This window comes from Phormidium sp. CCY1219 (assembly GCF_055795085.1).
The window spans coordinates 1-12,266 of sequence record NZ_JAYFEQ010000319.1 but is presented as its reverse complement, the minus strand read 5'-3'; the positions used below and the strand labels follow the sequence as shown (position 1 = coordinate 12,266).

Here is a 12,266-nt window from a genome sequence, read left to right as displayed (position 1 = left end):
GGCTAAAGCCGCACGTTCGTTTTTCCTCCCCCGGCTAAAGCACGGGGGTTTCCAAACGTATCGGAGGTTATCATGAGTACCGACCAAGCCGCTCAACCTCAACCGCTAGACCGGTATGAATGCCGCGCCTGCGGCTACGTTTACGAGCCAGAGAAAGGCGATGGCCGTAAGGTTCAGCCTGGAGTGCCGTTCAAAGAGTTACCGCGCAATTGGCGCTGCCCAGTGTGTGGGGCACGGCCTTCACAATTTAGCAATATCGGCCCGAAAGGTACAGCCTCTGGGTTTAAGGAAAATTACGCCTACGGGTTCGGGGTAAATACTCTAACCCCAACTCAGAAAAGCTTGCTGATTTTTGGTGGCTTAGGGGCAGGAATTTTGTTCTTTCTGAGCCTGTATGGCTTACGCTAAAGAACTGGGCGATCGCCTGCGCCCGGTGAGTGGCACAGGGAAGCTTGTGGGGGTTTGACCCCTGAGAATAGGTGGGCAGCGATCGCGCTGGTGGCTTGGTTCACGGCGATCGCGCCCTTGCGCTCCCTTTCGCTCCGGGGTGTAAGATCCGGGACGATTCACATTCCACATAGAGCAAGTAATGGACTCGATATTAAACGGTTTGAAACGATTTGTTGCATTACTGACGGTTGTGCTGTTGTGTGTCGGGTGTTCTAGTGTCCCGTCCCTCGGTGACAACCCTTGGGAAGTCATCTCGTTGCCAACAGATGTTAATCTAAACGACATTACGTTTACCGACAATCTCCAGCATGGATGGTTGGTCGGCAGTAAAGCCACTGTGTTAGAAACTACCGATGGCGGCGAAACTTGGGAGGTGAAAACACTCAGTCTCGACGACAAACGGTATCGCTTGAGTGCTGTCAGTTTTGCCGATGAAGAAGGCTGGATCGTCGGCGAACCTTCTATCTTGCTGCATACCGACGATGAAGGTAAATCTTGGGAACGAGTTCAATTGAGCGAGAAGTTGCCCGGGGAACCCCTGAGCATCGTGGCACTCGGTTCGAACTCGGCGGAAATGACCACCAATGTGGGGGCGATCTACCGCACGCAAGATGGCGGTAAAACCTGGCAAGCAATGGTGCAAGAGGCGGTGGGTGCGATCCGCAATATCCAGCGATCGCCTGAGGGCAAATATGTCGCCGTCTCCTCCCGAGGCAATTTCTACTCCATCTGGGAACCGGGGATGAATTCCTGGGAACCCCATAACCGCAATAGTTCTCGGCGCATTCAAAATATGGGCTTTACCGCCGAGGGCCGTCTCTGGATGCTCGCCCGGGGGGGTCAAGTTCAATTTAGCGACCCCACGGATCTAGACACCTGGAGTGACCCAATTTATCCAGAGTTGTCCACAAGCTGGGGATTGCTCGATTTAGCCTACCGCACTCCTGACGAAATTTGGGTCGGTGGCGGTAGCGGCAATTTACTCCGCAGCGTTGATGGGGGCAAAACCTGGAAAAAAGACCGCCAGTTGGAAAAGGTTCCCTCCAACTTTTACAAGATTGTATTTTTGAACCCAGAAAAGGGTTTTGTAATCGGCCAGCGAGGCATTATCCTGAAATACAAGGACATGCCAGAAACGGCCTAGATTTACCAGAAACGACGGTACAAATGCGATCGCATTCCCCCGTTTTGGGTTCTGGTACCTTGATGCATATGACTTGTGGCTCTTTCACAAGGAAAGTATCATAGAAATTAACGTTGGAACTTTTGTCACAGGAGGACTAATCAATGGCTGGAGGATCCACTGGAGAACGTCCGTTCGCGGATATTATTACCAGCATTCGCTATTGGGTGATTCACAGCATCACCATTCCGGCACTGTTTATCGCCGGCTGGCTGTTTGTCAGCACGGGCTTGGCTTATGACGTGTTTGGCACGCCAAGACCTAACGAATATTTCACCCAAGAACGTCTGGAATTACCGATCGTTCAGGATCGTTTGAACGCCAAGCAAGAAATCGATCGGTTAGAGGTTAAGTAGTCAGTCACGGAGGTGCCTAATTATGACAAGCAATAATCCTAACGAACCCATTTCTTATCCGATTTTTACCGTTCGCTGGCTGGCGGTCCATACCCTGGCTGTTCCCACCGTGTTCTTTTTGGGCGCGATCGCGGCAATGCAATTCATTCAACGATAGGAGTTTCTCATGCCAACTCGTATTCCTAATCCGAATAAGCAGCCGGTTGAACTTAACCGTACTTCTCTATACCTAGGTTTGCTGCTGGTTTTCGTTCTCGGTATCCTATTCTCTAGCTACTTTTTCAACTAACTCCACAGAAGCACCCAGTTTGCCTACCGGGGATGGGATGAAAAGCCGTTTTTCATTCTCTATGCCTCCATCAAGTCGGGCAACTTCCATTCAGCGGCAACCCGCCTTTCCCTTTCTCAAACAGGCTTCTATCCTGTAGTGGAAAGGTTTGGAATTCTGATGTTGCAGGTGCAAATTACCCTGCACCCCATCCCTTGCAGGGGCTTCAGGAGTACGTGAAATCAAGTCACCAAATTCGTTGTTTTATAACAGGGGAGGAAAATTCTATGTCTGGAAGCGGAAGACTTCCGTTGTGGGTTGTAGCCACGATCGCTGGCTTAGGCATCATCGCCGTTGTCGGTCTGTTTTTCTACGGTTCTTATGTTGGGGTTGGCTCTTCTCTGTAGAATGCCACCCTACTTTAACCGCCCATTCTCAACCCTAGATTAAAATTGCAAATCGACACCCTAATGGGCGACCTAACCGTAGCTGGATATCCCTAACCCCCTCCATCCATGTAGGTGGTTTTAACTTTACCCCAAACCCCTCACCCCGTCTCTTCGGAGCGGGGAATAAGGGTTTTTGGCAAGGGATGGCCAGGATTACCCTACGGACAAAAATACCGCCTCTCGACCCGATCGAGGCGGTATTTTTATGAAGAATTAAGAATTAAGAGCAGACAATGAACCCCCGGAGGCGGTATCAATTGTCCTCGGAAGGGTTAAGCTTCAGAAATCGCCCAAAGGCAAATTGGGGGGACGAGGCGGGGAAATCGCGCGATCGACGGATACTTTATGGCTTTCGCGCTGGGTCTGCACTTCCACCGCGATCGCTTCAAACTGGACCTCTAAACTGCCATAGGGAACGAGCAACTCTTTCGTCCCTTCCACATCTCCCATTCCCGTGGGCCAAAATTCGGTCAACCAGTGTGGGCCATCCAAAATGGTGCGACTTTGGCGATCGTGCAACCATAACTTCACATAAATCCGAGGCTGGATCTGCGGGAGTCGGACCGCCACTTTCACCGATCGCCCTGAGGTCAGTTCTCCCTTGGGAAGGTAAAGTTCCGGGGTTGGCACCGGCTCGTTTTCGGGCAACAAGAACTGCTGGGCAACAGACTCATCCGCACCGGTAGGGATCCCCCCCGACTCGGAACCCACTTCAGACAACTCATCATCCACCACAATTTCTTGCGCTTCCCAGTCGATTGGCTCAAGCACAATCGGCCCTGACTCTTGGGCTTCCTCTTCTGGGGCGATCGCCTGCTCTTGTGCTGGCAGAACTTCCCCGGAATCCTCCGCCAGTGCATCTGACTCTCGCGCCACTTCCTCAATCTCCTCACTGTCTGAGGGGGTTTCCTGGGGGGAAAAATTAATTTTCAGCCATTCTGACAACTCGCGATCGCTCGCTAACGCATTCAACCGGGAGAAAAACCGTTCCTCCAAGTTCAACGACTCAAATGCCGAATCTACGGGAGTCGCTTCCGACTCCCCGGGCATTGTTTCCTCCACCGGCGTCGCTGCTGAGGTTTCCGCTGCTTCCTGGGGCGGCGCGATCGCCTCTGACCCTGCTTTCGGTTCGCTTTCTGGGGGCGACTCTATCCGTTCCCCCACCCCTGCGGTCTCTTTCTCCTCCGGGCGCTCTGGTGACGCCTTACGCGCCTCCGCAGACTTCTCCGGGGTGCTCGGTTGGGGCTGAGGACGCGGAAAACTAGGCAAATCCAGGGGTTTCGGGGAAAGCGATCGCGCCTGGGGCTTAACAATTTGCGGGGGGAGAAACTCCTTGGGAGCCGATTCAAACGAGAGCGGCTGACTCTTTTTAATCGTGTCGATAATTTCGTCAAACGAAGCGTCAATCTCTTCTAGATTGTGCTTTTGACGGTATTCTGGCGACCCCTCTAAGAGTTGCTCTTCCTGGAAGTCGCTGGCGATCGCCCCGAGCAGCTCTTGCACATCTGCGGTAATCGTAAACGATCGCGTCTGTACCACTTCCCCCGCCACCTGGCACAGGCTGACCTCTCCCAAAATCAAATGGGTCTTGCTCTGTGCCGGAATCTCCACGGGACAGACAAAACTCATCGGCGTTATTTGGTTGGCGAGGGGTTGTTCAACTTGCCCCAGGCGTTCCCCCGTCTGCGGATTTTGCAGGCTCACGCGCAATTCCAACCCAGACAGGGCGATCTCTTCCCCTTCTTCTGCGAGGTCGATGTGACCTTCTAGCTCGAATGCTTCTCCCCATTTCACCATATAGGTTTCCCGTGCCAGGGTCAGGTTGAGAGGGGGAAGCGGTGGACGGTTGGAAGCGACGGAGGGGATGGGATTGGCGGAGGCAACTTCTGGGGTTTCCTCGGTGGAGGTTTCTTCTGCGGGAGGGTCTGAGTTGCGATCGCCGGTTTCTCTGTCTTCCCTCGCCACCCCTGAGATCGGCATAACCGCTTCTGAGGCGGCTCCCTCTAAAGTGACGGGTTGCCCGGTGAGGTGGGTGGGAAAAGCGTACAACTTGCCCCAGGTACTCCCCTTCCGCGATGCCGATTCCGGGGATTGCGTGACCTCTGGCTGGTCTGGGGTGGCATTTTCTGGCGGTTCTGGTGGTGGTGGTAGTTCGCTTTCCTCGGTGGAGGCGCTGACTGGCGCTATGTATGGGTTCGACTCCTCATCCGTAGGAGAGGCGATCGCCGCCGTTTCCTCCCCTGTAGCCACAGCATCTTCCCACATCTGCGGCGCTTCCGATGAGGAATCGGCGTCCTCGGTGGAGGCGCTGACGGGGGCGATATTCCGGTTCGACACCTCATCCGTGGGTGATGCGATCGCCTCAGTTTCCCCCGAACTCGCCACCGCATCCTCCGCCATTTCCGGAGTGCTGGCGGGGGGTTGCGCCTCCGGGGCTTCCGACTCGCTGTCGGTGGGATGCAAGGGGAGGTCCTCATCGCTTTCGATGGGCAACACTTCGATTCGCACCGAATGCACGGAGGTGGGGCTATCGATGCAGCTAAACTCCCAAATTCCCGGTTTGAGGCGCGTAAAAGGAATCACCGCCATCAAGCCTTCCCCATTGGTTCGCGTGGTGCGCTTTTGCACTCGTCGCTTCGGGGGGAACTCTTCAAAGGATTGATAGATGGCGCGAATTTCCACCGGGGCGTTGCTGCGCCCAGAACGCGCCACCATGCGATAGCGTCCCTCTAGAACTTCCACTTCGGGGGTTTCTAGAGGCAGCCAACTGCGATCGCCCTTTTTCTGTATCAGAAATTCCCAGTGTTCCATCGATTGCGGCACAGGTAGTGATTGCCCGAGGGATTCGAGACCGTTTGCGGCCAGTTGATTTCATGCCAGCTTGCCGCAATCAGTATCGGTCTGCTTCCCGATGGAGTCTATCATAACACTGTCAACTCCACTGCCAACTAATCCCACCAGGCGCGCAGATAATTTGGTTGAATGTCGATTTCGTCAGCATCGCCGGCAAAATCATTGAACTCGGATATTAACTGAAACGAACAATTTCCCTCAAACACCATTCCATCCACGCTGACGCGATAATCTTCGCGCAACGGACTCACCGCATACCCAATAAAATTAAATTCAAATCCTTTGCTGGCTTGGACGCGGGCAAACGCGAGAAATTCGGCAATGGTGGGGGACAAATTTTGCCGGGAGGCTGGATCGGCAAACTTTTGGGCGGTTAATTGTTGCAATTGCCCCCGAGACAGGAAATCGAAATATTTAATATCGCCGCATTGGCTCTCCCAGGAAATCTCGGTGCCAAAAATAATCCGATCGCGGATTTCACTGTGCCAGTTATAACTAAAGGGTGTGGGGGACGGTTCCATGAGACTGTCCCAATCCTCCTCGGTTTTCCCTTCGTCGATTCCTATTGCCTCCAGCTTCATCCCCTGATTGAGAAAATACAGACGCAGTGCCTCCATTCTATCTAGGGGAGAATTGGACAAACATTCCTCAAGATTGGGGCAGTGGTGGATTTCTCCAGTCATTGCCTTGCAGTCAAGTTTCATTGGGCAATACATAATATTTTACCGCCAGGAAAAAGGGTATATTTTTTTTACAAAAAAAAACGGTTTAAAATATCGAGCAAACAATTGACGACCGTTAGAAAACGGGTTTCTAGACATGTTCATTTGTTGGGAGAAACCGAGGCGCGAAAGCCTATGCCAAGCGCTCTTGCTTTTTGTTTTTTTATTGAGTGACGAGGCAGACCCTCGCCCCCCTGCACAGCGGCCTCGGACTTCTCCTTTGGCCAATGATACAACAAAAGCCAGTGATGTTTGTGGGAATGGGATTGTGGCGAATGCGGGTGGTCAATCCCCTGTGGGTGGATAGGGGGGAGGGGCGATCGCAAAAAAAGGTGGGCAAACACCCACCTGCAATTTATTATTGTTTAAAATTCTCCAACTGCTGCCGCAATTCGTCGGTTTTTTGCAGTAATTCAGCTTGGGATAGTTGAATTTGCTCTTGGCTGGCCAACCACTTGATTTGTACGGTGCGATTGGCGGCTTCTTCGGAACCTAAAATCAAACAAGCGGCTGCGCCGGAGCGATCGGCTCGTTTGAATTGTTTGCCAAAAGCGCTCCCGCTAAAGTCGAGTTCCACACTAAACCCAGCGTGACGCAGTTTTTGGGCGAGTAACAGGGCGTTGGCTTCGGCGGCGTCGCCTCTGGAGACCACATAAAAATCCAGGGAAGATTTCGGCGACTCGTGCAGTTGTTGCAGCAGGATAATTAATCGTTCTAACCCGATCGCCCAACCCACGGCGGGGGTATCCTGTCCGCCGAGTTGCGCCACTAAATTGTCATAGCGACCCCCACCGCAAACCGTGGCTTGCGCGCCTAAGTCGTCGGAGATGATTTCAAAGGCGGTGTGGGTGTAGTAATCCAAACCGCGCACCAAGCGGTGATTGAGTTGATAGGGGATTCCCAATTCGCTCAACAGGGCTTGCACGCGATCGAAGTGGCGTTGGGACTCCGGGCACAGATGCTGCCAAATTTTCGGGGCTTCTTGGGCAATCTCTTGGGTGCGTTGGTGTTTGCTATCGAGAATTCGCAAGGGATTGCGGGTGAGTCGCTCTTGCGAGTCCTGGTCTAATTCGTCTTTGTAGGGGGTTAGATATTCCACCAAAGCGTCGCGATAGCGCTGGCGGTCTTCGGTATTGCCCACGGAGTTGAGGTCCAGGTGCAGGTTTTGCAACCCGAGGGTTTTAAGTAAATCGCTGGCGATCGCGATCGCTTCTACATCGGCTCGCGGATCCGCCGTGCCTAACACCTCCACCCCGATTTGATGAAATTGCCGCTGACGTCCCGCCTGGGGACGTTCGTAGCGAAACATCGGCCCGGTGTACCACAGCCGCTGCACTCCACCGGCAGCCTGTAGTTTGTTTTCAATATAGGCGCGCACGACTCCCGCCGTGCCTTCCGGACGCAGGGTGAGGGAACGTTCTCCTCGGTCCAGAAAGCTGTACATTTCTTTCCCCACTACATCGGTGGCTTCGCCAATCCCCCGCTCGAATAAGGCAGTTAGCTCGAAGATTGGCGTCCGGATCTCTCGATAGGCGGCTCTGCCAAGAATCTCTCTGGCAAGGGTTTCTACTTTTTGCCAGGTGGCTATCTCCTCTGGCAGGATGTCTCGCGTTCCTCTTAATGCTTGAATTGCGCCCATGATTCTTTCTTCTCTTTGCACTTGCTAGCTGCAATTTCCCACCTGCCATTATCCGTCACCGAGGTGCGCTTCTGCTGGGGTAGCCCTGGGCGCGCGTCCGGATCCTTTGCCATTGGCTCCCGACGCCGATCGCCCGCTCTCCTTTCACCTGGAATTCATACGGAATCCACAAATTGGCCTTTAAGTCGGTTCCGGGATCGCCCGCTGGCGCGATTTGCCTTGGCAAACCCCACTGCAAACTTTCCCCTGAGCGCAGCTCAAGGGCAATTTTTCGCTCTACCCCTCACGGCACTCAGCCAGTCAATTTCCGATCTTGGGCGGCGCGTTTAGGGCGTTTTCTCTCGGTCAATGAACCGGATTCGGCTCATTCGGAGTTGTCCGCTACGGATTCGGTTTGGGCGGCTTCGGGTATGGGTAGATTGCAGCAGTTCACGTCGTTGATGCAGACTTTCCCGGACTGCAATGCCCATCGTACCAATGCCACCCGGTTGCTGGTTTTGGTTTTGGTCAGGATATTGCTGATATGGTTATCTACGGTTCGTTTGCTAATTTCTAGCTCTTGCGCTATCTCCTGGTTTGTTAAGCCAGCCGCTACCCGTTCGATCACTTGTAATTCCCTATCGGAAAGGGAGATATTGGGTTGAGAATCCCCGCCAGTCATAACAATTTCCTATTTTCTGTCTCTGTATATCTACCTATATTGTAATGATTCTAGTCTATGATTGCCCAAAGCTTGTAAATTGTTGCATGCTGTTTTTTTTCTCCACTGGGCGTTCTAGGGGGTATGAAAAACGGCTTATGGCTTTCAAAACCCCGCAATTGCCGAGTTTTGCGATCGCCACTGTTTGCCGGAAATCTTCTGCCCCTTGCTGGTTTAAGTTTTTTAAAGGTCACGGGAGCCACCGGTTGCACGTCACTCGCAAGGGCGCTCTACCCTTGGAAGTAGCGGCACCGAGACTCTGCTTGTGCTCTCGCCCCTGAGAACGCCGACAGGTTGAGAGTCAATCTGGGCGAGGTTGTCTGTTGATAACCAGGGTCTAGATTTGAAATCCTGAGTGCGTGGGCGAAGGGGTTTTGTTTGATGTTGGGGAAAGAAAGTTTTAAGATGACTTTTGGGTGTTGGAAAACCGCGAAATTTCGCGGAAAAAGTTAACATAACGTTAAGATTTTAACTCCCCCTACATGACAGCAAATCCTGACAAAGTATGAAAAAGCTGACAATTTGTTTGGCGCGATCGCTTCGGTTTCCATTCCCACAACTCGCGCTGCTGCGCTCAATGGCGATCGCCCTGGGTCTGTGGGTCGCTGCGGCGATGATGCTGGGCGGTGCGGCGGTTTCTCTGGCAGATTCGCCTCGCGACCTCCCCACTCTAACCGCTCCCCTAGAACAAGCACCCCAAGCCCGTCCCCCCCTGGATGCTAGCACTATTCCCTCCGAAAAAGTCAGTCAGTTTGTCCGCGCTTATCTGCAAGTTTTAACCTTAATCGACGAGCGCTCTGAAGAACTTCTCAATGCCGAAACCACAGAAGATTCCCACCGTTTAGAAGGGGAAATCGAAGCCGAAGCTCTCTGTTTTATTAAAGATGCCGGCTTAACCCAACAAGAATATTTGCAAATGCTCAGTCTTGCCAATATCGATCCGGAATTTGGCGAACGAATTGCCGCTGGTTTAGAAGAAGCTAAAAAGTAAATTACTAGGGTCAAGAGTTATTAGTCAATGGTCATTGACAAAGGACAAATGACCATTGACCATTGACCCTTGACCAAGGACAAATTGGTTTTCTGCAATACCATGACCCTGTAAGCTGGATCGTGGAAGCTAATGAAGGAGTGACAGGTTATGAATTATCCGCGCGTGTTGTGCTTGGGTGAAATTTTGTTTGATAATTTGTCGGATCGACCGGGAAAACCCTATGAGGAGGTAGACTCTTGGACTCCTTATCCGGGAGGGGCACCGGCAAATGTGGCTTGTGCTTTGGTAAAATTAGGGACGTCGGCTGGATTTATCGGCTGTGTGGGGAAAGATGAAGCCGGCGACCAATTGGTGAAGCTGCTGGACGATGTGGGAGTGGACTGTACGGGGGTGCAGCGTCACGAGACTGCACCGACGCGCAAGGTTTATGTGGTGCGGTCCGAAACTGGCGATCGCAGTTTTGCGGGGTTTGGAAACCGCGATACTACGGAATTTGCCGACACCCACCTGCAAGCTGATGGATTGTCGGAAGAATTAATCGAAAATGCAGATTTTCTCGTTTTGGGAAGCTTAGAATTAGCCTTTCCCGACAGTCGCGATGCGATCGAGCGCGCTTTAAAATGGGCAGAACAATACGATGTTAAAATCGTCATGGATGTGAACCGGCGCGATATGTTTTGGCCCGATCCAGCGGAATCAAAACCTCTGATTGAAAACTTAATCAAGCGGATTGATTTCCTGAAAATCTCTGACGATGAAGCGGAATGGTTATTCGATACCACCGATGCGGGTGCGATTACGTATCGCCTGGGAAATGTTGAGGGGGTTTTAGTCACTGCAGGCGATAAAGGCTGTACCTATTGTCTGGGCGAAAATGAAGGGGTTTTGCCGGCATTTAATATGGAAGTGGTGGATACCACTGGTGCGGGGGATGGCTTTGTCGCTGGGTTTATCCATCAGTTATGCGAGTATGGAATTAATAGCTTGCGCGATGCGGGGGTCGCGAAAGGAGTGGCCCGCTATGCGAGTGCGGTGGGGGCGCTGACGACGACGAAACCCGGGGCGATCGCGGCACAACCGATTCCCACGGAGGTGGTGGCATTTTTGGCGTCTCATTAACCCGATTCTTTTTCTCTCGGTCTTGCTTGAGATAAATTGTTAGGGGCATTTCATTCCATGCCCCTGCAAAAAAGGCATTTGCAATTTGCCTAAAAGTTTATAAAATAAGAGAATATCGCGTTTTCTGGGTGGGTGAGGTAAGGATTTTTTATGCCTCCCGACTGCTGGGCGATTTGGGTAAAAACGCGCTATAAAAATTAGGAAAATTTATCACCTGAGTAAAGATGGCGACTGAAATCGAACGGAAATTTTTAGTCAAAAACGAATCGTGGCGATCGCTGGCAATTGGCACGGTTTATCGTCAAGGTTATATTGTAGCCAACGCGCAACAGTCGGTCCGGGTACGAATTATCGGTCAGGAAGCCTATCTGACGATAAAAGGCGCAACGGTGGGCCGCACTAGAGCGGAGTTTGAATACCCCATCCCCCTGGAAGATGCTCGACAAATGTTGGAGACGCTGTGTCAACCTCCGTTTATCGAAAAGAAAAGATATAAAGTTAACTGGGGAGAACTGGTGTGGGAAATTGATGAATTCGACGGCGACAATAAAGGGTTAATTGTGGCGGAAGTGGAACTGGTTGACGAAAATCAAGTTATCGAATTGCCGGAGTGGGTGGGGGAAGAAGTTTCCCACGATCCGAGATTTTATAATGTTAATTTAATCCATCATCCGTATTGTCGCTGGTCAGAGGCGGATAAGCAATGGGTCTGTCAGAAAGTGGCAAGTTCTGTACCCACAGGGAATTCGTAGGGGCGATCGCATCGCTTTCTCAAAAGCAGCGATCGCTACCACCGATGATGCCCGCTTTGTCGTAGAGTATCGAGATCGAGCTATAGCAAAAATTAGGGACATCACATGGACGTTCAAGAATTCCTACAGCGCTATGCGGCGGGAGAACGATTTTTTGAGGAAATCGACCTCAGCAACGCCGATTTACAACAACAGGATCTAACTCAAGCCAACCTGAATGGCGCAAACTTGAGCAATGTGGATCTGCGCGGTGCCACTTTGCGTCAGGTTTCCCTCGGTGAAGCCAATGTGCAAAACGCCAATCTCGAAGGTGCTAATTTAATCGAAGCTTCCCTCACCAGCATCAATCTCGAAGGTGCTAATTTAAAACATGCCAATCTCGATGGCGCTAATCTATTCTGCGCCAACCTCACCCGCGCCGATCTGCGCCATTGCGACTTGAAAATGGCTGACCTCACTGAAGCTAATCTGAGTGAAGCGAATCTGGAAGGCGCTAATCTGTGGGGCGCATACCTCACTGGAAGCATCAAGATAAATACGATTATGCCGCAACAGTCGAACCCTTAAGGCGGAAATAATTCCCTTGCGTAGGCTGGGCGACTCTGCCCACCTACTTTTTCACTTTGGGCTTTCTCTTGCGTCTCGGCTAAAATTGTGGAACCTACGGGGCGATTTTGATTGGTAATCCACTGAAGGCGATATAATCCCTGAAGCTGAATTCGACGGTGCAGGACAACCGCTATGCAATCAAAGCATTGCATAAACGCCCTGCCTCGCCCAT

Annotated in this window: 16 protein-coding genes; 10 read left to right on the top strand and 6 right to left on the bottom strand. The window is 52.0% G+C overall.

Translation table 11 applies throughout. The annotated features are described in order from the left end of the window. Positions 1 to 72 precede the first annotated feature (72 nt). Positions 73 to 408 (top strand): rubredoxin, encoded by a 336-nt coding sequence (locus tag AC0QH1_RS05515; RefSeq protein WP_324629918.1) that lies wholly within the window; start codon positions 73 to 75, stop codon positions 406 to 408. Here the strand turns inward: AC0QH1_RS05515 and AC0QH1_RS05510 are convergent. Beyond that, a complete protein-coding gene (locus AC0QH1_RS05510) occupies positions 400 to 702 on the bottom strand; it encodes a hypothetical protein (RefSeq protein WP_324629919.1) in 303 nt (100 codons plus the stop codon). The genes AC0QH1_RS05515 and AC0QH1_RS05510 overlap by 9 nt on opposite strands. Between AC0QH1_RS05510 and AC0QH1_RS05505 the strand changes: the two genes are divergently transcribed. The 5 genes from AC0QH1_RS05505 (at position 590) to AC0QH1_RS05485 (ending at position 2,664) form a co-directional block, all read left to right on the top strand. Continuing rightward, complete coding sequence (locus AC0QH1_RS05505) at positions 590 to 1,594, top strand: photosynthesis system II assembly factor Ycf48 (RefSeq protein ID WP_324629917.1); 1,005 nt, start codon at positions 590 to 592, stop codon at positions 1,592 to 1,594. The two genes, AC0QH1_RS05510 and AC0QH1_RS05505, sit on opposite strands and share 113 nt — an antisense overlap. Positions 1,595 to 1,737: 143 nt before the next feature. Then, on the top strand, positions 1,738 to 1,989 hold the full coding sequence (gene psbE, locus AC0QH1_RS05500) for a cytochrome b559 subunit alpha (RefSeq protein WP_324629916.1): 252 nt from the start codon (positions 1,738 to 1,740) through the stop codon (positions 1,987 to 1,989). Positions 1,990 to 2,011: 22 nt separating this feature from the next. Continuing rightward, positions 2,012 to 2,146: a cytochrome b559 subunit beta gene (psbF, locus tag AC0QH1_RS05495; RefSeq protein ID WP_168571464.1), complete on the top strand. Its 135-nt coding sequence runs from the start codon at positions 2,012 to 2,014 to the stop codon at positions 2,144 to 2,146. Positions 2,147 to 2,155: 9 nt separating this feature from the next. Continuing rightward, complete coding sequence (locus AC0QH1_RS05490) at positions 2,156 to 2,278, top strand: photosystem II reaction center protein L (protein WP_324629915.1); 123 nt, start codon at positions 2,156 to 2,158, stop codon at positions 2,276 to 2,278. Between the two features lie 266 nt (positions 2,279 to 2,544). Then, entirely contained in the window at positions 2,545 to 2,664 is a 120-nt protein-coding gene (locus AC0QH1_RS05485) for a photosystem II reaction center protein J (protein WP_324629914.1), read from the top strand. A gap of 321 nt (positions 2,665 to 2,985) precedes the next feature. On the opposite strand, the gene AC0QH1_RS05480 is transcribed toward AC0QH1_RS05485, so the two are convergent. From AC0QH1_RS05480 to pedR, 4 genes are all read right to left on the bottom strand, one after another. Further along, positions 2,986 to 5,529 carry a hypothetical protein gene (locus AC0QH1_RS05480; protein WP_324629912.1) on the bottom strand — a complete coding sequence of 848 codons (2,544 nt, stop codon included), beginning with the start codon at positions 5,527 to 5,529 and terminating at the stop codon, positions 2,986 to 2,988. Between the two features lie 125 nt (positions 5,530 to 5,654). Next, positions 5,655 to 6,263 carry a hypothetical protein gene (locus tag AC0QH1_RS05475; RefSeq protein ID WP_324629911.1) on the bottom strand — a complete coding sequence of 203 codons (609 nt, stop codon included), beginning with the start codon at positions 6,261 to 6,263 and terminating at the stop codon, positions 5,655 to 5,657. Between the two features lie 376 nt (positions 6,264 to 6,639). Then, positions 6,640 to 7,920 carry a histidine--tRNA ligase gene (gene hisS, locus AC0QH1_RS05470; RefSeq protein ID WP_324629910.1) on the bottom strand — a complete coding sequence of 427 codons (1,281 nt, stop codon included), beginning with the start codon at positions 7,918 to 7,920 and terminating at the stop codon, positions 6,640 to 6,642. Between the two features lie 364 nt (positions 7,921 to 8,284). Beyond that, positions 8,285 to 8,581: a photosynthetic electron transport-dependent transcriptional regulator PedR gene (gene pedR, locus AC0QH1_RS05465; protein WP_324629909.1), complete on the bottom strand. Its 297-nt coding sequence runs from the start codon at positions 8,579 to 8,581 to the stop codon at positions 8,285 to 8,287. 544 nt (positions 8,582 to 9,125) lie between these two features. On the opposite strand from pedR, the gene AC0QH1_RS05460 reads away from it, so the two are divergent. The 4 genes from AC0QH1_RS05460 (at position 9,126) to AC0QH1_RS05445 (ending at position 12,052) form a co-directional block, all read left to right on the top strand. Continuing rightward, positions 9,126 to 9,611 carry a DUF4168 domain-containing protein gene (locus AC0QH1_RS05460; RefSeq protein WP_324629908.1) on the top strand — a complete coding sequence of 162 codons (486 nt, stop codon included), beginning with the start codon at positions 9,126 to 9,128 and terminating at the stop codon, positions 9,609 to 9,611. Positions 9,612 to 9,761: 150 nt separating this feature from the next. Next, entirely contained in the window at positions 9,762 to 10,733 is a 972-nt protein-coding gene (locus AC0QH1_RS05455; RefSeq protein WP_324629907.1) for a carbohydrate kinase family protein, read from the top strand. Between the two features lie 224 nt (positions 10,734 to 10,957). Further along, positions 10,958 to 11,485 (top strand): CYTH domain-containing protein, encoded by a 528-nt coding sequence (locus tag AC0QH1_RS05450; RefSeq protein WP_324629906.1) that lies wholly within the window; start codon positions 10,958 to 10,960, stop codon positions 11,483 to 11,485. Between the two features lie 105 nt (positions 11,486 to 11,590). Beyond that, positions 11,591 to 12,052, top strand: a complete 462-nt coding sequence (locus tag AC0QH1_RS05445) for a pentapeptide repeat-containing protein (RefSeq protein WP_324629904.1) — start codon at positions 11,591 to 11,593, stop codon at positions 12,050 to 12,052. Here AC0QH1_RS05445 and AC0QH1_RS05440 read toward each other — a convergent pair. Next, on the bottom strand, positions 12,049 to 12,266 hold a 218-nt coding region (locus AC0QH1_RS05440; protein ID WP_324629903.1), incomplete at its 5' end, for a hypothetical protein. The genes AC0QH1_RS05445 and AC0QH1_RS05440 overlap by 4 nt on opposite strands.

Coding starts and splice junctions, on each gene's coding strand:
- AC0QH1_RS05505 (WP_324629917.1), top strand. CDS start 590: ATGGACTCGATATTAAACGGTTTGAAACGATTTGTTGCATTACTGACG.
- psbE (WP_324629916.1), top strand. CDS start 1,738: ATGGCTGGAGGATCCACTGGAGAACGTCCGTTCGCGGATATTATTACC.
- AC0QH1_RS05475 (WP_324629911.1), bottom strand. CDS start 6,263: ATGAAACTTGACTGCAAGGCAATGACTGGAGAAATCCACCACTGCCCC.
- AC0QH1_RS05455 (WP_324629907.1), top strand. CDS start 9,762: ATGAATTATCCGCGCGTGTTGTGCTTGGGTGAAATTTTGTTTGATAAT.
- AC0QH1_RS05450 (WP_324629906.1), top strand. CDS start 10,958: ATGGCGACTGAAATCGAACGGAAATTTTTAGTCAAAAACGAATCGTGG.
- pedR (WP_324629909.1), bottom strand. CDS start 8,581: ATGACTGGCGGGGATTCTCAACCCAATATCTCCCTTTCCGATAGGGAA.
- AC0QH1_RS05490 (WP_324629915.1), top strand. CDS start 2,156: ATGCCAACTCGTATTCCTAATCCGAATAAGCAGCCGGTTGAACTTAAC.
- AC0QH1_RS05515 (WP_324629918.1), top strand. CDS start 73: ATGAGTACCGACCAAGCCGCTCAACCTCAACCGCTAGACCGGTATGAA.
- AC0QH1_RS05445 (WP_324629904.1), top strand. CDS start 11,591: ATGGACGTTCAAGAATTCCTACAGCGCTATGCGGCGGGAGAACGATTT.
- AC0QH1_RS05510 (WP_324629919.1), bottom strand. CDS start 702: ATGACTTCCCAAGGGTTGTCACCGAGGGACGGGACACTAGAACACCCG.
- hisS (WP_324629910.1), bottom strand. CDS start 7,920: ATGGGCGCAATTCAAGCATTAAGAGGAACGCGAGACATCCTGCCAGAG.
- AC0QH1_RS05460 (WP_324629908.1), top strand. CDS start 9,126: ATGAAAAAGCTGACAATTTGTTTGGCGCGATCGCTTCGGTTTCCATTC.
- psbF (WP_168571464.1), top strand. CDS start 2,012: ATGACAAGCAATAATCCTAACGAACCCATTTCTTATCCGATTTTTACC.
- AC0QH1_RS05485 (WP_324629914.1), top strand. CDS start 2,545: ATGTCTGGAAGCGGAAGACTTCCGTTGTGGGTTGTAGCCACGATCGCT.